Source organism: Clostridium oryzae, from assembly GCF_002029235.1.
Lineage (GTDB): Bacteria > Bacillota > Clostridia > Clostridiales > Clostridiaceae > Clostridium_AE > Clostridium_AE oryzae.
Map to the genome: position 1 here is coordinate 1 of NZ_MZGV01000075.1, position 18,688 is coordinate 18,688.

Annotated in this window: 12 protein-coding genes; 10 read left to right on the top strand and 2 right to left on the bottom strand. The window is 34.0% G+C overall.

Annotation, left to right across the window (positions count from 1 at the left end):
- Positions 1 to 412: 412 nt before the first annotated feature.
- Complete coding sequence (gene ilvD / locus CLORY_RS19750; protein WP_341456652.1) at positions 413 to 2,125, bottom strand: dihydroxy-acid dehydratase; 1,713 nt, start codon at positions 2,123 to 2,125, stop codon at positions 413 to 415.
- A gap of 288 nt (positions 2,126 to 2,413) precedes the next feature.
- Here ilvD and CLORY_RS19755 point away from each other — a divergent pair, with 288 nt between their 5' ends.
- Together CLORY_RS19755 and CLORY_RS19760 are read left to right on the top strand one after the other, a co-directional pair.
- Complete coding sequence (locus CLORY_RS19755; protein WP_139376103.1) at positions 2,414 to 3,115, top strand: AzlC family ABC transporter permease; 702 nt, start codon at positions 2,414 to 2,416, stop codon at positions 3,113 to 3,115.
- Positions 3,112 to 3,447, top strand: a complete 336-nt coding sequence (locus CLORY_RS19760; RefSeq protein WP_079427764.1) for an AzlD domain-containing protein — start codon at positions 3,112 to 3,114, stop codon at positions 3,445 to 3,447. Before CLORY_RS19755 ends, CLORY_RS19760 begins: the two co-directional genes overlap by 4 nt.
- Before the next feature lie 7 nt (positions 3,448 to 3,454).
- Here CLORY_RS19760 and CLORY_RS19765 read toward each other — a convergent pair whose 3' ends face one another.
- The gene (locus tag CLORY_RS19765; RefSeq protein WP_079427766.1) at positions 3,455 to 4,138 is read right to left on the bottom strand and encodes a FadR/GntR family transcriptional regulator; all 684 of its coding nucleotides are present in this window, start codon (positions 4,136 to 4,138) and stop codon (positions 3,455 to 3,457) included.
- A 556-nt stretch (positions 4,139 to 4,694) separates the two neighbouring features.
- Between CLORY_RS19765 and serS the strand changes: the two genes are divergently transcribed.
- The 8 genes from serS (at position 4,695) to nifJ (ending at position 18,438) form a co-directional block, all read left to right on the top strand.
- Positions 4,695 to 5,972 carry a serine--tRNA ligase gene (gene serS / locus CLORY_RS19770; RefSeq protein ID WP_079427768.1) on the top strand — a complete coding sequence of 426 codons (1,278 nt, stop codon included), beginning with the start codon at positions 4,695 to 4,697 and terminating at the stop codon, positions 5,970 to 5,972.
- Between the two features lie 770 nt (positions 5,973 to 6,742).
- The gene (locus CLORY_RS19775) at positions 6,743 to 9,058 is read left to right on the top strand and encodes an ABC transporter permease (protein ID WP_079427770.1); all 2,316 of its coding nucleotides are present in this window, start codon (positions 6,743 to 6,745) and stop codon (positions 9,056 to 9,058) included.
- Between the two features lie 37 nt (positions 9,059 to 9,095).
- Positions 9,096 to 9,854, top strand: a complete 759-nt coding sequence (locus tag CLORY_RS19780) for an ABC transporter ATP-binding protein (RefSeq protein ID WP_079427772.1) — start codon at positions 9,096 to 9,098, stop codon at positions 9,852 to 9,854.
- A 50-nt stretch (positions 9,855 to 9,904) separates the two neighbouring features.
- Positions 9,905 to 10,591, top strand: a complete 687-nt coding sequence (locus CLORY_RS19785; RefSeq protein ID WP_079427774.1) for a response regulator transcription factor — start codon at positions 9,905 to 9,907, stop codon at positions 10,589 to 10,591.
- 25 nt (positions 10,592 to 10,616) lie between these two features.
- The gene (locus CLORY_RS19790) at positions 10,617 to 11,996 is read left to right on the top strand and encodes a sensor histidine kinase (protein WP_079427776.1); all 1,380 of its coding nucleotides are present in this window, start codon (positions 10,617 to 10,619) and stop codon (positions 11,994 to 11,996) included.
- 165 nt (positions 11,997 to 12,161) lie between these two features.
- Positions 12,162 to 13,628: an MBOAT family O-acyltransferase gene (locus CLORY_RS19795; protein ID WP_079427778.1), complete on the top strand. Its 1,467-nt coding sequence runs from the start codon at positions 12,162 to 12,164 to the stop codon at positions 13,626 to 13,628.
- Positions 13,629 to 13,641: 13 nt separating this feature from the next.
- A complete protein-coding gene (locus tag CLORY_RS19800) occupies positions 13,642 to 14,712 on the top strand; it encodes a hypothetical protein (RefSeq protein WP_079427780.1) in 1,071 nt (356 codons plus the stop codon).
- 183 nt (positions 14,713 to 14,895) lie between these two features.
- Positions 14,896 to 18,438, top strand: coding sequence for a pyruvate:ferredoxin (flavodoxin) oxidoreductase (gene nifJ, locus CLORY_RS19805; RefSeq protein WP_079427782.1), 3,543 nt, complete (start codon positions 14,896 to 14,898; stop codon positions 18,436 to 18,438).
- Positions 18,439 to 18,688: the final 250 nt, after the last annotated feature.

Genomic DNA, 18,688 nt, shown 5'->3' on the forward strand with positions numbered 1-18,688 from the left:
AATGCACTTCCAGTTTTACTGAAAACACAGCTTCAAGCAGCATAAGGACTGAACTTTGACAACTGAACAACTGCCAGGTATTGAATTTTCAAGGTGCATAGCTAATATCTATGTGCGAAGTTTGAGTTATTTAGTAGAGGCCGTCAAATATAGACAGACCTCTATTGTTTTTAATTTTTTAGGAATTTATGTTTTTTCGGAAACTGTTGATAACTTTGAACTGTACAGAAATATGTTACAAGTGTTGATAAAAAGATGTAACTATAAAATGTGTGAAGTGATATTATGGTAACTCTTAAGAAAATACTATTAAACAAATAAACAAGAAAAATAATTTGGAAGAAGTAATATAGAAAATAATACTTTTGTTTATTGTTGTAACTAGTAAGCTTATGTTAAAGATTTAAATTGTCTACATATAGGCACCTTTCATTGGAGAGGCAGCAAGTTTAATATAATTTGCCATAATTCCTTTTGTGAATCTTGGAGCAGGTTTAACCCAATTTTTCTTTCTGCTTTCTAAAATAGTAGTAATTTCTTCAGGGGATAATTTAACACCTCTAATACCTACAATTTGTAATATTCTGTTTGGAATATCTATCTCGATAAGGTCGCCATCTTCAACTAGTGCAATAGGACCGCCTTCACAGGCTTCTGGTGATACATGACCTATAGCTGGACCTCTTGTAGCACCAGAAAATCTTCCGTCTGTTATTAGTGCTATTGATTCTACAAGCTCACTATCTGCGGCGATTGCCTCTGTAGTATAGAACATTTCCGGCATACCGGAACCTTTTGGACCTTCATAGCGTATAAATACGGCATCTCCAGGATGAATATCTTTTCTTAGCACAGCTCTTAACGCATCCTCTTCACAATTAAAGGTTTTAGCAGTGAGTATAACCTTCATAAGTTTTTGGGACACTGCTGAATGCTTTACAACAGCACCCTCTGGTGCAAGATTTCCCTTTAGAATTGCTATTGCACCTTGTTTCTGTATTGGAGAAGCAGCAGATTTTATAACCTCAAGTCTTGAAACTTTGAGTTTGGAAAGGTAACTATTACAATTCTCATAAAAATCAGACTTTTTAATTTCTTCAAGGTTCTCACCGAGAGTTTTACCAGTTACTGTGAGTACATCGAGATTGAGATATTCCTTGATTTCCTCCATGATAGCAGGTACTCCTCCCGCATACCAGAAGTATGAGCCGGGATAAAAACCGCTTGGCCTTATGTTCAGAATATAAGGAATTTTTCTATGGATTTCATCGAACATGTCTGCTGAAAGATTAATGCCTATCTCGTGAGCTATGGCTGGCAGATGAAGAAGAGCATTTGTCGAACCAGCTATTGCTGCATGTACCATTAAAGCATTTTCAAAGGCCTTTCTTGTAAGGATGTCAGATGGCTTTAGGTTTAATTTAACTAACTCTAAAGCTTGACTGCCAGCATGCTTTGCAGCTTCATGCAGTTCTTTTGAAGAAGTAGGTATTAAAGCAGTACCAGGCATAGCTAAACCAAGTGCTTCAGCCATTGTCTGCATGGTAGAGGCTGTACCCATAAAGGAACAGGCTCCACAATTAGGGCAGGCATTGTGTTTATAAAAATCATATTGTTCCTTTGATATCTCGTTTTTTTCAAATTGGGCACTATATTTACCTATTTGTTCAAGAGTAAGCATATTAGGACCAGCATCCATGATTCCTCCTGGGATTACTATGGCAGGCATATTAAGTCTAGCAATGGCTTTAAGATGAGCAGGCATGGATTTATCACAACTTGTTATGAATATTCCAGCATCAAAAGGGGTTGCCTTTACCTGGATTTCAATCATATCTGTTATTACTTCTCTTGATGCAAGAGAATAGTTCATGCCATCATGTCCTTGAGACTCACCATCACATATGTCTGTAACAAAATATTTAGCACCACGACCACCGTTAGCATAAACACTATTAAATGCGGCTTCTAATAATATATCAAGATGTGCACTGCCAGGATGACTGTGTCCGAAACTGCTTTCAATAATTATCTGTGGCTTAGATAAATCCTCAAACTTCCAACCTGAACCTAATCTTAAAGAATCAATTTCTGGGGCCATATTTCTTAATTCTTGGCTTTTCAACAAAGGTATCACCTCATTGTTATGTATATTTGTAGGACAAATATATTGATTTTTAAATACAATATGATGAAATATGCAAGAAAATTATATAGTTGTACTACAACTATATAATAATATTTATATATATAAATATCAATATAGAGATAGTATTTGCTGTGTAAAAACCTTTAGATTGTTGACATACATAACGTACCTACGTAAAATATAATACATATGCAAAACTTAAGAAGTTAGTGCAAATCTTATATATAACTAAATTATTTATTAGAAGCAAGGGGGAAATCTTTAGTGACTATAAAACAAAAAGCATTTAAAGCAGCTTTTCCATACACCATACCTATCTGTACAGGTTTTTTATTTTTGGGAACCTCCTATGGATTTCTGATGAGCAGTAAAGGGTTTTCATTTTTATATCCCATGTTTATGAGTGCACTTATATTCGCAGGGTCTATGGAATTTGTTACAGTTAACTTATTGTTAGCATCGTTTAATCCAATACATGCATTTTTATTGGCATTAATGGTGAATGCCAGACATCTTTTTTATGGAATTTCAATGTTGGATAAGTTTAAGAATGTAGGAAAGAAAAAGTTTTATTTGATATTTGGAATGTGTGATGAATCATTTTCTATAAATTGTACAACAAGTATACCTGATGACGTTGACAAAGGCTGGTTTATGTTTTTTGTTACGCTGCTTAATTACCTCTATTGGGTTGGCGGAGCGACATTGGGAGGTTTACTAGGCAGCATACTTCACTTTAATACGAAAGGTATAGATTTTGTCATGACAGCTTTGTTTGTTGTTATTTTTCTCAACCAGTGGTATGAGGCAAAAGATCATTTGCCAGCAATTGTCGGAGTAGTTTCTTCTATAATATGTTTAATCACGTTCAATTCTGACAAATTTATAGTGCCGGCTATGGCATTGATAGTTATATGTTTTACGAGTATGAGAAAAAGGTTGGAAGGGGAGACTAAAGGACAATGACTATGACAATAGGACAAGCAATAATAACAATTTTGGCAGTTGTTTTAGGAACTATGGTTACAAGATTTCTACCATTTATAATTTTCCCTGCAGATAAGACTCCGCCAGCCTATATAAAATATTTAGGTAAGGTTTTGCCTTATGCAGTAATCGGATTGTTAGTAGTTTATTGCTTAAAAGATGTTTCTTTATTTCAAGGGACTCATGGTATTCCAGAAACTATTTCAATAATTGGTATAATCATTTTGCATACCTGGAAAAGAAATACTTTGTTAAGCATTGCAGCTGGAACTATTATGTATATGCTTCTGGTTCAATTTGTCTTTGTATGACTATTGCCTATGGCTGCAGCTGCTGATTTTCTAGTTGGGATAAAGTTCTCTGAATATGACGCCTTACATATATTTCAGCCAGTTCGCCGTCATGACGTTCAATGGAATCAAGAATAAGTTTATGCTCATTTATGCCGCCAGAAGGCCCTAAATTTTGATACAAAAGCTTTTGATGATATTTTAACAGACTGCTCAAGATTTCCGTGATTTTTATAAGCAGAGAATTATTGCTTCCGGCAGCAATAAGCATATGAAAATTATAATCTTCATTAGCAAATTGTGCTGCATCGTCTTTTACAGCACATAGTTGATTGTAGCTTTTTTTTAGAGTTTCAATTATTTCATTACTGCATCTTTCGGCACATAGTTTTGCCTCTTTTGCTTCTATTATCATTCTAAGTTCAAGAATCTCTTTATAGTCTGGCTCAGATACACAGATAAGAGGCATTAATACATTTAACGAAATAGCAGGTGAAAATTCATTTACAAATGTACCGCCACCTTTTTTCTTTATTAAAATATCTAAAGCTGCCATTTTTTCAATAGCTTCTCTTACAGAAACGCGGCTTACACCAAGTTCCTTTGCAAGCTGGATTTCGGAGGTTATCTTATTGCCAGGCTTCCATTCTTTACTCAAAAGTTTTTCTTCAATTTTTTCAAATACGAAATCACTTACCTTTTGTGTATTCATATTTATACCATCCTTCTAATGAATTTAGTAATTAAGAATTACGAATACAGGACAGAAATCACTTTTCTGACCTTGTAACAATTATAACATTCAATTGGAGATATACGGTGTACTTATAAAATATATATCATATTAATATATTTTGAATCAAGGATAATAATATAGAAAAAATAGTCTATACTTGCAAATAAGTATAAAAAAATATATAATTAATAAATAATAAGGTATATAGGAAAAACAGTGATAATAAAAGCTGCGATTTATAAATTTCCTCAGAGAGCCGATGGTTGGTGCGAATCGGTGAAAGGTTAAATCTTTCCACTTTTGGAGCTGTCGGTGATGAATCGAAAGGCTGGTATTCTTTAAAATACTATTGTCGAGAGGCTGACTTTTGTCAGTTGGGGATACATTATTTTTAGATGATCGCCTAACATTAACTGTCAGCAATTTGGGTGGCAACGCGGAATACTTCCGTCCCATTTATTTATGGGATGGAAGTTTTTTTATTTCAGTGTTTGAAAATAATATTATATATATCTATTCGGGAGGGAAAAATATGTTAGATTTAAAATTTGTAAGAGAAAATCCTGAGCTTGTTAAACAAAATATAAAAAATAAGTTTCAGGACAGTAAATTAGGTTTAGTAGACGAAGTAATAGCTTTGGATGCTGAGCTTAGAAGTGCAAAGCAGGAGGCAGATACGCTAAGAGCTAACAGAAATAAAATTTCAAAACAAATTGGCGGACTTATGGCTCAAGGCAAAAAAGAAGAAGCAGAAGAAATGAAAAAGAAGGTTACTGAGCATTCAGAGAGCTTAGCTAAATTGGAAGCAAAAGAAGGGGAGTTAGAGGAAAAGGTTAAACAGATAATGATGACTATCCCAAATATAATTGATCCAAGCGTTCCAATAGGTAAAAATGACAGCGAAAATGTTGAACTTGAGCGTTTCGGAGAGCCTGTAGTACCAGATTTTGAAATACCATATCACACTGAAATAATGGAAAAACTAAACGGTATTGATCTTGACAGTGCAAGAAAGGTTGCCGGTAATGGCTTCTATTATCTTATGGGAGATATAGCAAGACTTCATTCTGCAGTTATATCCTATGCAAGAGATTTTATGATAGATAGAGGTTTTACTTATTGTATACCTCCGTATATGATCAGAAGCGAAGTGGTAACTGGAGTTATGAGCTTTGCTGAGATGGATGCTATGATGTACAAAATAGAAGGCGAAGATTTATACCTTATTGGAACTAGTGAACATTCAATGATAGGTAAATTTATTGATACTATAATTCCAGAGGAGACTTTGCCTAAGACCTTAACAAGTTATTCTCCTTGCTTCAGAAAGGAAAAGGGAGCTCATGGTATTGAAGAAAGAGGAGTATATAGAATACACCAATTTGAAAAACAGGAAATGATTGTTGTATGTAAGCCAGAGGAAAGCATGATGTGGTATGATAAGCTGTGGAAGAATACAGTAGATTTATTCCGTTCCTTGGATATACCAGTTAGAACTTTGGAATGCTGTTCTGGTGATTTAGCAGATCTTAAAGTTAAATCCGTGGATGTTGAAGCATGGTCTCCTAGACAGAAGAAATACTTTGAGGTAGGAAGCTGTTCTAACCTAGGCGATGCACAGGCTCGTAGATTAAAAATCCGTATAAACGGAGAAAATGGTAAATATTTTGCTCATACTCTAAATAACACTGTAGTTGCTCCTCCAAGAATGCTTATAGCTTTCTTAGAGAATAACTTGAATGCAGATGGAACTGTAAATATTCCAAAAGCATTGCAACCATATATGGGTGGCAAAACTGTAATTAAATAATAAATTTCAGGACTGCATATTGATTAACTCAGTATGCAGTTTTTTACTCTTTATGTTTTCGGAAAATTTAGGATAACCTTTGTCTAATGGTAAGATACTCTTATATAAAGCAAAAAAGATAATCACTAAATAAAGAAACGTTATATCATAGTTACGAAGCAAATAAAAAGAAACGGTAATATATTTTGAAGTTAGTGAATTAAGAGAAGAAGTCAACAGAAACAATATAACAAAAGTATTTTGTTAATATTAAGAGTTAGGGCATAGGAAATGTTTACAGTCGGGGTTATCTAAGCACGCTCATTATCATTCGCAGATAACCCGTTAAAGGCCATTTAGGCCTTTAACCAACGGAGATATAGAGTGAATTTAGCAATTGTCAGCAAATTTTATGTAAATTTTCGTTAGGATTTGGGCAGTGTTTGAGGCGTATCCGAGTTAAGAGCTATATTAAGTTATTAAGAAGATATTCTACGCATTGAAAAAAAGTGTAATTAAAGTATACGAAGTAATGAGAAGGTGGTTTTTGATAAAATACCACTTTTTCAGTTGTTAAGAAAAAAATTGAAAGAATTAATATAGAAAATAATATTTTGTAAATACATAGAGTCAGCTGAAGGGGTGAGTGACCGTAGGAGGCATTTTTCAGCCGACGGAGGTCACTCACTTCTTACTTTATTAATATTTATTAATATTTTTCCTATTTTTATTTTATATCTGTAAATTATTATAATAATATAAGATAAATCAAAGGAAGGAAGAAATACAAAATGTGGATTAAAAATTTTAGACATAAAAAATTACAGACATTAATGATATTTATGATTATAATGCTGTGTTCGATGCTGCTTATTGCCTCAGTAAGTATACTTGTATCTTTAAACAAACCTTTTAAGAAACTTGCAAAGGAATGTCATTCAGCTACAGCAGTTGTATATCCATATTCTACAGATGATAAGGATGTTAATATCCTTGGGCAGCAGTTTGTTAAGCTTACTGAAGTAAAAAAAGTAGAATATGTAAGAATACATTATATTACAGAAAGATTGTCTTTTGAGGATAAAAAAATAAAAGGATTCATTGATCTTACGAAGTATAATGCTTCGGTGTTTGGAAAGATCAGATATTTGCAGGGAAATAAAAGCGCAGCTGAAAAATTGAAGAATAATGAATGTATTATACCGGCGTGTATAAGCAATGAATATAACATCAAAATTGGTGATTCAATCAAGTTAGAGCTTGTTGGTGGAGATGTAGACTATAAAGTAAGAGGCATATATGCTGATCCATATAATACGTCCAGCAGTTTTGACAGCAATATATTAACAAAGGAACTTCCTAAAGGAGTAAGTCAAAAATTATGTGTTTATCTTTATGGAAAAAAAGGAATCACAGGAAGTAAGCTTCAAGACGCTTTTAGGAAAAAACATGACGGACAGATGAACGGGCAAATGGTAACTCTTCAGCAGACTGTAGACAGTAGTCTGATTGCTGCTCATATAGTCGGTTCAGTTTTTCTTGCAATAGGAATCATAATGCTGTTTGTAAGCTGTATAATCATTAACTTTATGATTAAGAGTGCAATGATTGCTGATTCAAAATCAATAGCAGTGTATAAGACTATGGGGTATACTTCGTCCGATATTTTGAATATGTATCTGAAATTTTATTTTGCGGTGGTGTCTCTGGGCTGCATAATAGGGATAGGCAGTTCAGTATTTCTGTCAGATATTATTTTAGCTTCTGTGTTTAAAAATATGGGACAGTCAGTTGACAATAATATATTAGCACTTGGAATTCCAGGATATATAATTATAGTCGGTTTTGTACTTGGAATTATATACAGAATAATAGGAAAAACAAAAAATGTAAAGCCAGTATATGCGTTAAATGGAATGTCAAATTCAAATACCCATAAGAAAAAAGAGTACAAGGGTGATTCTAAAATGCAGTTTTCACCAATTGGAATTGCACTTAGGACACTTATGAGAAATAAAAAGGGTGCTGCTCATATAGTTATAACGTGCATTGTAACTATATTTAGTATAAATTTTGCAGTAGTATCTTTAGATGTTGCCCATACATTGAAAAGCAACAATGATTACTGGCTGGGTGTGGATAAATGTGATGTCATGGTTAGCATAACAGACAGCAAACAGTATAAAAAAGTGGAAAACATTATTAGAAAAGATAAGAGGGTTAATTATTATTTAGAGAGCAATATGAGTAAAAAGATTGCAATGAAGTGGAAAAAAGGTATGGATGATACGATCATAAGCGGATTCGTTTTTAACGATTTTTCACGAACAAAGCTTCCTATAGTTGAAGGGAGAAATCCTAAAGCATCTAATGAAATTGCTATTGCTAGCAAAGTAGCAGGTGAGCTTCATAAGACAGTTGGAGATTACATGCAGGTATATCTGCAGGGCGGAAAGAGCGTTAATTTCCTTATAACAGGAATATTTCAGACATACTATCAACTAGGTTATGCCTGCAGATTAACAAAGAGTGCATATACAGATAATAACTACCGCTTTAATTATGATCACTTTTCGATTTATTTAAAAAATAAGAACGATATGAAAGCTTTTATGAAGGATATAAAGAAAAAGATTAAAAGCAGTGGAAATGTATTCGCAAGAACAGAGGCGTTCAGCAGCATCATGGATATGATAGTAGCGCCACAGAACAGTGCAATTCCGCCAGTGGTTGCAGTAGTACTTTTAGTAGGCGCAATTAATATCTTCTGCATTGTACTACTTAAAAATGCAAGTAGCAAGAGAATTAATGGAATTTATAAATGTTTAGGATATTCTACATGGCACTTGATTTTATCTAACCTGTATTATGTCGGAATCATAGCAGCAGCTTCTATAGTAGTAGCTTTACCACTGATTGTTAACTTCTATCCTTTAATTATGAGGACATGTTTAGCAATGTTTGGATTTTTGAAGTATCCGGTGACATATAACTATTACCATATTGCATTGGCAAATTTAGTGGTTTTTATATTTTTTATTATGAGTACAATGATATCTTCTCGTTCATTAAAAAAGGTAAGTGTACGAGAGCTGGTACAGGAATAGAAGAGGAATATAAATTAAGAAAGGTTTGAGTGAAAATATGAAAAATGCGATTATAGAAACGGAATTATTATGTAAGAGTTTTATAAGTGACGGTGAAATAAATAATGTAATTAAGAATATGGATTTGAAAATTTATGATGGAGATTTCACGGTGATAATGGGAAGTTCAGGCTCAGGAAAATCTACACTGCTTTATGCTTTGAGCGGAATGGATAGCGTGACTACTGGAAAGGTATTATTTGAGGGAGAGGATATAACAAGGCTTAAGGAGAAGCAGATTGCGAAACTGCGCAAGGAAAAGCTTGGTTTTGTATTTCAAGGAATTAATCTTATACCTAATTTAAATATATATGAAAATATTCTTAGTCCCACCTATAAAACAAAAGCAGAGAGAAAAAAGATAGATGAGAAGATAGACATGCTTTTAGAAAAGATGGACCTTACCTCTCAGAGAAAGAAGTTCCCAAATCAGATGTCGGGTGGACAAAAGCAGAGAGCAGCCATCTGCCGAGCACTCATAAATGAACCTAAAGTTGTATTTGCAGACGAACCTACTGGAGCGCTTAATTCTTCCCAGGGGCAAAATGTTCTGGATATTTTTACAACCATCAATAAGGAAGGACAGTCGGTAGTAATGGTTACTCACGATTTAAAAGCTGCACTAAGGGGAAATAGAATTATTTACCTAAAAGATGGGCGTATCGATGGGGAGCTTGAACTGGAAGCGTTTGACGAAGAAACTGCCACTGAAAGAGAAGAGGTAGTATATAAATTCTTGAAAGAAAAAGGTTGGTAAAACTTGAGAGGGTATATGATATAGGCTATAATTTATTTATGAGGTGTATTATGGGTGATAAAATATTAATAATTGAAGATGAAAAGGAACTAGCAGATATATTGGGTGCATATCTGGAGGTAGAAGGTTTTGAACCTATTATAGAAAAAGATGGACAGGATGGGCTTAAATCCTTTTATGATAATCAACCCAGCTTGATCCTTTTGGATATAATGCTTCCTAAAGTGGATGGAATTCATGTATGTAAGGAAATACGAGAAAAGTCGGAAGTACCGATTATTATGGTTTCTGCTAAAAGCGGTGAAATGGACAAAGTTATTGCACTTGGAATCGGTGCAGATGATTATGTAACCAAGCCTTTTAGTCCATTAGAATTAGTAGCTAGAGTAAAAGCACAGCTTAGAAGGTATCAAAAATCTAAAGAAACAATCAACATAGGTAAAGAGAAAATTATAATTGGTGAACTTATTTTGAATAAGGCATCCTATTCGGCTGAGGCAATGGGAAAGCCACTGCAATTAACAACTAAAGAGTTTGATATGTTGTTCTTTTTTGCATACAATCCCAATCAGGTTTTTTCAAAGGAACAGATATATGAAGGAGTATGGGGATATACAGATTGCTGCGATGACAATAGCATAACAGTATATGTAAATCGTATTCGTGAGAAACTAGATAAGTTTGGATTGAATTATATAAAAACCGTATGGGGAGCTGGCTATAAATTTTCTATATAAGAATCTTTTCAAAGGGGGAGTGGATATGAGCAATAAGCTGTATAAAACAAATATTATAACGGCTGCTGTAATAGTGGTCGTTATTTTTGTATCTGCATTGATGACGATATATAGATATATAAATGCTGACTATAATAAATATGATAATAATATAAGAATGCTTGTATCTAATCAAAGAAACGAGATTGAAAAAGGTGTATACAATAAAGGCAGATATCCTTATATTGTTTTTGGATTGGATGGGAAGGTTTTACATAACAGTATGGTTTTTAATGTTCAAGCAGGAGAGACTATAAATGTTCAAGAAATGCTGCAGTTTGATAAAAGCTTCAGAATTGATAATAAAGGCAAAATCAAAGAGAGTTTTATACTGGAAAAACGGCATAAAATTTTTGGCTTCGTAGTATTTATAATACCTGAAAACCAAGTTATGAATGATAATATTTATACAAGGATAAGAACTATTTTTTCACCGGTTCTGCTTGGAATAGTAATATGTATTTGTGTAATAATGATAAGAACTATATATTTCAATAGACGCGTTTTAAAGCCGCTAGTGGAAATCAGTAGCTCTGCAAAGGCAATAATTGCAGGCAATTATAATATAGAAGTTATTAGAGTCTATGAAAAAGCAATACGCGAAAATGAAGTTGGGGACTTAACGTATTCATTTGAATTGATGAGAGATGAATTAAAGGAAAAACAGCTGAAAGAGGAAACACTTAAAAAATCTCAACAGGAGCTAATATCTTGTATTTCACACGACTTAAAGACCCCCATTTCTACAATAAAGGCATATAGTGAAGGACTTAGAGATGGAATAGCTAAAACACAAAAGAGCAGAGATAATTATGTAAATATAATTATAGCAAAGACAGATCTGCTTATTAGTATGATTAATGAGTTATTAGAATATTCAAATACTCAACTAAACCAGCTAAGCATAAATCGTCAAGAAGTATATTTTTTAGAATATTTTATTCCTGCTATTAAGGAATTGGAGGTATATGTAAAACAAAAGGATATGGATTTTGGTTATGAAATAAAACTGCCTGATATGTTAGTTGTTATTGATAAGAAACGTATAACAGAAGTATTATATAATTTAGTAGAAAACAGCATGAAATATATTGGTGAAAAGCGAGGAAGGATTGTTATTGAGGCTGAAAGACAAGGGCAATACGTACTTATTAAGGTTAAAGATAATGGCATTGGTATCAGCGCTGATGATATACCTTATGTATTTGATAAATTCTACAGGGCTGAAAAGTCAAGAAGTTCAAGTTTGCCAGGCTCAGGATTAGGTTTGTCTATTTGCAAGTATATTGTCAATGAGCATGGTGGAGAAATATACTGCAAAAGCCGCCATAATAAAGGGTGTGAAATAGGATTTACATTAGAGTAATGCATAATATAGCAAAAAATAAAATTAATAATGAAAAAAATCTTATTTACACTTGATTAAAGACTATTACTACCTAAATGGTACCACAACATATTTTAAGTATAAAATTTTCCCCATTACACACATTAATTCATATAGAGAAGTGTGTTGAAAGGGGAAATTTTTTTGGCATTTATATCATTAGAATTTTTAGTATTTTTTCCTGTTGTTGCAATTACATATTTTATCTTGCCATTTAGCTTAAGATGGATATGGCTGCTTATTAGCAGCTATTATTTTTACATGAGCTGGAATCCAAAGTATGCTGGACTAATTGTCCTTTCAACATTAATCACATATTTATGTGGTGTTTTGATAGGAAAATCGAGTAATAAAAAAGTGAAAAATGTGTGGTTAATTATAAGCTTAATAAGTAATTTAGGAATTCTGTTCATATTTAAATATTATAACTTCTTCAGGCTTAATAGCAGAAGGATACTATCAATATTTAATGTGTCACTAAATATACCCGTATTTGATTTTTTGCTGCCTGTAGGAATTTCATTTTATACCTTTCAGTCATTAAGCTATGTTATGGATGTATATAGAGGTGATACAAAAGCAGAAAAGAATTTAGGTAAATATGCTCTGTTCGTTTCATTTTTTCCACAGCTGACAGCAGGCCCCATTGGAAAGTCTAAAGAACTGCTGTATCAATTTAATGAAAAGCATTATTTTGATTACGACAGAGTTAAAAATGGTTTGATTCTGATGGCTTGGGGGGCTTTCCAGAAAGTATTCATAGCCGATAGGTTAGCAATTGTAGTCAATACTGTCTATGATAGCCCTGGAAACTATAAGGGTTTTCAAATTATTACTGCTACTATATTTTTTACTTTTCAAATATACTGTGATTTTTCGTCGTACTCGGATATTGCTGTAGGAGCAGCGGAAGTTATGGGATTTAGACTTACTAGAAATTTCAGACAGCCTTATTTTTCAAAATCAGTAAAAGAGTTTTGGAGAAGATGGCATATCAGTCTTAGCACCTGGTTTAAGGATTATCTATATATACCATTAGGCGGAAATCGAAAAGGAAAGTTAAGAACGTATCTAAATACTATGATTGTTTTTATTCTCAGTGGTTTATGGCATGGAGCGGCAATGAATTTTATTATTTGGGGTACGCTTCATGGAGTCTATCAAGTGCTGTCGGGATTATTAAAGCCGGCTAAATTAAAGTTAATTAAGATTCTTAATATAAGGACAGAAGTATTCAGCTATAAACTTTTCCAGATGCTAACTACATTTACACTGGTAAGTTTTGCATGGCTTTTTTTTAGAGCTACTACATTTTCAAGTGCTCAAATACTGATAAGAAATATGTTTTATTTTAATCCTTGGATTTTTTCAAGGAGCTACCTAGGATTAATGGGTATAGATTCAAAAGACTTCTTTATGTCTATATTAGGAATATTTATTATAATCAGCGTAAACCTTATGCAGGTGCGAAGGAATTTAAGGGTACAATTGTCTAGACAAAATGCAGTATTTAGATGGGCTATATATTTCAGCTGTATCCTAGCAATATTGATTTTTGGTATATATGGTGAAGGATACGATGAGCAGCAGTTTATATACTCTCAATTTTAGGAGATGCGTTGCAATGATTAGAAAAGCTATTCAAAAAAGTTTCATATTTACAGTTATACTTCTCTTTATTTTATCTATACTTAATCCTGTATTCGTAATAAAGGTAGGCCATAGAGCTAAGATGATTCAGGGGCTTTATCAGCATAGAAATAATGATTTTGATGTTGTGTTGTTAGGCTCTAGTCATATGAACAGCTCTATCAACCCTAATATGTTGTGGAAACAATACGGTATAACAAGCTTTAATTATGGTACAGGGGGGCAGCCTATAGATGTCACTTACTTTCTGTTAAAAGAAATTTTAAAGAACCATAAACCACATATTGTTGTGGTAGATTTATATTATCTTGGACTTACTGATGAGTTCGGTAACGAAGCATATATAAGGTATGTGCTTGATAATATGAGATTTTCAAAGAATAAGGTTGAGGCTATCGTGAACACTACACCCAAAAGCAGATGGATCGGTTACTTATTTCCTATATTGAAGTATCATTATAGATGGAAAGGATTGAAAGAGGAGGATTTCAAATATGATTCAGCTTCTAGTTATTACACTAAAGGCTTTGGGGCTGGAACACAATTATATGGAAAGAATAGGCTGGCTAATGTGTCCACAAATGAGAGAGCAGAAATTCCTCAGAAGACGAAAAAATATTTATATAAATTTATTGAGCTATCTAAGAAAGATAAATTTAAGTTAGTATTTACGGTTGCCCCGCATGACTATCAAAGTACAGCTAATAGGGAAAATTGGGTTAAGGAACCCGCTAAGATGTTTAATACTGCAGCAGATATAGCTAAAGAAAATGGTATTTCATTTGTGAATTATTGCAGTAAAGAAAAGTTTGAAGAGATAGGTTTCGATTTTAAAACTGACATGTTCAATGAAGGTCATATGAATATTTGGGGTTCCAATAAAGTTACGGCTGATTTTGGTAAATATTTAAATTATAAATTTAAGTTAGCAGACCATAGAGGCGATACTAGATATGTACAATGGGAGAACGATTACAAACAATACTTTGCGTCACAGGCCAATGTAATAAACCTAAAAAGAGGCTTTACACATGGCACCAAATAACGTTTTCAGCATAGGCTGATGTTATTGTATTAAACTTTAATACTTTTATCAATGGAAATAGTTTCAACTAATATAAAGATAATAAATTTATAAAACTTTTTGAATGAAAAACTTTCTATTTCAAATAATAAGTTGGAGAATAAGATAAATTTTGAACTTATTATAGATTAGGAGGATTATTTTATGGGAAAAGAAATGAAAACTATGGATGGAAATGGGGCTGCTACATATGCATCTTATGCATTCACAGATGTAGCAGCAATATTCCCGATTACGCCATCAACGCCTATGGCAGAACTTGCAGATGATTGGGCTGCTCATGGTAAAAAGAACATATTCGGGCAGGTAGTTAAGGTCGTAGAGTTGCAGTCAGAAGCTGGTGCTGCTGGTACGGTTCATGGTTCAGTAATATCTGGAGCGTTGACTACTACTTATACAGCATCTCAGGGATTATTGCTAATGATTCCTAATATGTATAAGATGTCGGGCGAGCAGTTACCTGCAGTTTTTCATGTGAGTGCAAGAGCTATCGCAACTCATGCATTATCAATATTCGGCGATCATCAAGATGTAATGGCTACTAGACAAACAGGATTTGTACTCTTGGCTTCTTCTAATGTTCAAGAAGTAATGGATCTAGGTGTAATAACACACCTATCAGCAATTAAAGCTAATATGCCTTTTCTACATTTCTTCGATGGATTTAGAACTTCACATGAGTATCAAAAGATAGAAACCATAGATTATGAGGATTTAAAAAATTTAGTAGATTATGATGCCATAAAACAGTTCAGAGCTAGGGCATTAAATCCTGAGCATCCATCCGTCAGAGGAACTGCGCAAAATCCCGACATATACTTTCAAGGGAGAGAAGCAGGAAACAAGTTCTATAATGCTGTACCTGATATAGTTGAGAATTACATGAGAGAAATAGAAAAATTAACTGGGCGTGTATATCATCCTTTCGATTATTATGGAGCTCCAGATGCAGAAAATATAATAGTCGCTATGGGCTCTGTATGTGATACGATAGATGAGACAATTGATTATTTAAGGAGTAAAGGCGAGAAAGTTGGACGAATCAAGGTACATTTATATAGGCCCTTTTCACGAAAATACTTCTTCAATGTGCTTCCAAAGACTGTGAAGAAAATAGCTGTGTTGGATAGAACTAAAGAACCAGGTTCTTTAGGGGAGCCATTATTTCTTGACTGCACCAATCTATTCTATGAAGAGGAAAATAAACCATTAATAGTAGGCGGAAGGTATGGATTAGGTTCGAAGGATACAAGACCATCGCAAATTATATCAGTGTTTAACAATTTAAAAACAGCTTCTCCTAAGAACAATTTTACAATAGGTATCGTAGATGATGTAACTAATACATCGTTACCAGAAGCAGATGTTATAGATACTACCCCTGAAGGCACAATAAGCTGTAAATTCTGGGGCTTAGGTTCTGACGGAACAGTTGGCGCAAATAAGACAGCAGTTAAAATTATAGGCGATAATACAGATCTTTTTGCTCAAGCATATTTTTCTTATGATAGTAAGAAATCAGGAGGAACCACAGTTTCACATTTAAGATTTGGTAAGAAGCCAATAAAATCACCATACCTAGTATATAATGCAGATTATATTGCATGCCACAATAAATCTTTTGTATATCAGTATGATCTGGTTCAAGGATTAAAGAAAGGAGGTACCTTTGTATTAAATTGTCCATGGAAAATGAAAGATTTGGAGAAGAATCTTCCTGCAGATATTAAGAGATATATTGCACAGAATAACATCAATTTCTATACGATAGATGCTGTAAAAATTGCAGGAGAAATAGGTCTTGGCGGAAGAATCAACATGATTATGCAGGCTGCATTTTTTAAACTAGCAAATGTAATACCTGTTGAGGATGCTGTTAGGTACTTAAAGGATTCTATAGAAAAATCCTATGGTAAAAAGGGTCAAAAGATAGTAGATATGAATAGAGCTGCTGTAGATAAAGGTATAGAACTTTTGAAAAAAGTAGATGTTCCAGATACCTGGAAGGATGCTAAACCAGATGAAAAAATTGATTCTAATGAGGAAGATAATGAATTAATTAGAGACTTTATCGAAAAAATACAAAGACCTATGGCAAGGCATGAGGGTGATGAATTGCCTGTAAGTGCTTTTAATGGAAGAGAAGACGGAAGATATCCAATGGGAACTACGGCCTATGAAAAGAGAGGCATTGCAGTGATGCTCCCACAGTGGCAGATAGATAAGTGTATTCAATGTAATCAGTGTGCATATATATGTCCGCATGCTACTGTAAGAGCTTATTTGTTGGATGAACAAGAAATGAAAAAAGCTCCTAAGTCTTTTGAAACAAAGAAGGCAGCTGGAAAAGGTTTAGAAGGTTACGGTTTTCGTATACAGATTGCTCCGTTGGATTGCACCGGTTGTGGAAATTGTGCAGATATATGTCCTGCACCTGGGAAAGCATTGATCATGCAGCCTGCGGAACAAGAAATCGAGGCACAGGTGGATAACTGGGAGTATGCAACTAGGGTTACCAACAAAGATAATTTAATGGATAAGAAGACATTAAAAGGAAGTCAGTTTGCAAAACCATTGTTGGAATTTAACGGAGCCTGCCCTGGTTGTGGTGAGACGCCTTATATAAGACTTATTACCCAGCTTTATGGCGATAGAATGATGATAGCCAATGCTACAGGTTGTTCTTCTATTTGGGGAGCTAGTTCTCCATCAATAGCTTATACTGTGGATGCTAAAGGAAAAGGCCCATCCTGGGCAAATTCTTTATTTGAAGATAATGCAGAATTTGGTTTTGGTATGCACTTAGCTGTTAAACAGATGAGAGAAAGACTTACTGACTTGATGAATCAATATATTGCAGCGACAGACGATGACGAAATAAGAGAAGCCTTTACAGGATGGCTTAGGTCGAGGGATGAAGGAGAAGCATCAAGGGCTGCAACTGAGACGTTACTTAATGTTCTGCAGAAGAAAAATTATAATTCAGATCCGGTTCTAAAAGAAATAATTGAGAAAAAGGATTATTTAATTAAAAAATCACATTGGCTTATTGGTGGAGATGGCTGGGCTTATGATATTGGATATGGCGGAGTAGATCATGTTCTTGCATCAGGAGAGGATGTTAATATATTTGTCATGGATACAGAGATATATTCCAATACGGGAGGGCAGGCTTCCAAGGCAACTCCAACTGCTGCAGTGGCTAAATTCCAAGCTTCAGGAAAGAAAATCAGGAAGAAGGATTTAGGAATGATGGCTATGAGTTATGGTTATGTATATGTAGCTCAAATAGCTATGGGAGCGAATATGAACCAGACTATTAAAGCTATAACAGAAGCTGAAAGCTATAAGGGACCTTCACTAATAATAGCTTATGCACCTTGTATCAGTCATGGAATAAAGACTGGTATGGGAACGAGCCAGAAAGAAGAAAAAAAGGCAGTTGAAGCAGGTTATTGGCATCTGTACAGGTATAATCCAATGTTAGCTGAGGAAGGCAAGAATCCTTTTGTTATGGATTCAAAAGAGCCAACTGAATCCTTTAGAGAGTTTATCAATGGAGAAGTAAGATATAGTTCTTTAGCTAAGATATTCCCTGATATTGCAGAAGAGTTGTTTGCTACAGCCGAAAATCATGCTAGGGATAAATATAAAGGTTACAGAAGATTAGCTGATATGCAATATTAATATAAAGAAAAGGCCTCTGGTGAAAATGGAATTTCATTGGAGGTTTTTTTAGTGTATAGGAAATGCCCATGAAAACTTGCTTTCACCAAGTATAATGAAAATTGGATGCGTTTGTTAATAAAGACGAAATCCTGTCAATAATAAAGAAAGGTGAGGAAGTAAGCCCGTGTAAATTCTGGTAGCAAGAACTCCTTGTAGGAAACTGGCTTCGGTAATTAAAAGTACAAAGTATTGTGCGGAGAGCACGTGT

What these genes read in the sequence shown, in the direction of transcription:
- CLORY_RS19785 (WP_079427774.1), top strand. Translation starts at nt 9,905, where the DNA reads ATGGGTGATAAAATATTAATAATTGAAGATGAAAAGGAACTAGCAGAT.
- CLORY_RS19780 (WP_079427772.1), top strand. Translation starts at nt 9,096, where the DNA reads ATGAAAAATGCGATTATAGAAACGGAATTATTATGTAAGAGTTTTATA.
- CLORY_RS19760 (WP_079427764.1), top strand. Translation starts at nt 3,112, where the DNA reads ATGACTATGACAATAGGACAAGCAATAATAACAATTTTGGCAGTTGTT.
- CLORY_RS19800 (WP_079427780.1), top strand. Translation starts at nt 13,642, where the DNA reads ATGATTAGAAAAGCTATTCAAAAAAGTTTCATATTTACAGTTATACTT.
- serS (WP_079427768.1), top strand. Translation starts at nt 4,695, where the DNA reads ATGTTAGATTTAAAATTTGTAAGAGAAAATCCTGAGCTTGTTAAACAA.
- CLORY_RS19790 (WP_079427776.1), top strand. Translation starts at nt 10,617, where the DNA reads ATGAGCAATAAGCTGTATAAAACAAATATTATAACGGCTGCTGTAATA.
- CLORY_RS19775 (WP_079427770.1), top strand. Translation starts at nt 6,743, where the DNA reads ATGTGGATTAAAAATTTTAGACATAAAAAATTACAGACATTAATGATA.
- nifJ (WP_079427782.1), top strand. Translation starts at nt 14,896, where the DNA reads ATGGGAAAAGAAATGAAAACTATGGATGGAAATGGGGCTGCTACATAT.
- CLORY_RS19765 (WP_079427766.1), bottom strand. Translation starts at nt 4,138, where the DNA reads ATGAATACACAAAAGGTAAGTGATTTCGTATTTGAAAAAATTGAAGAA.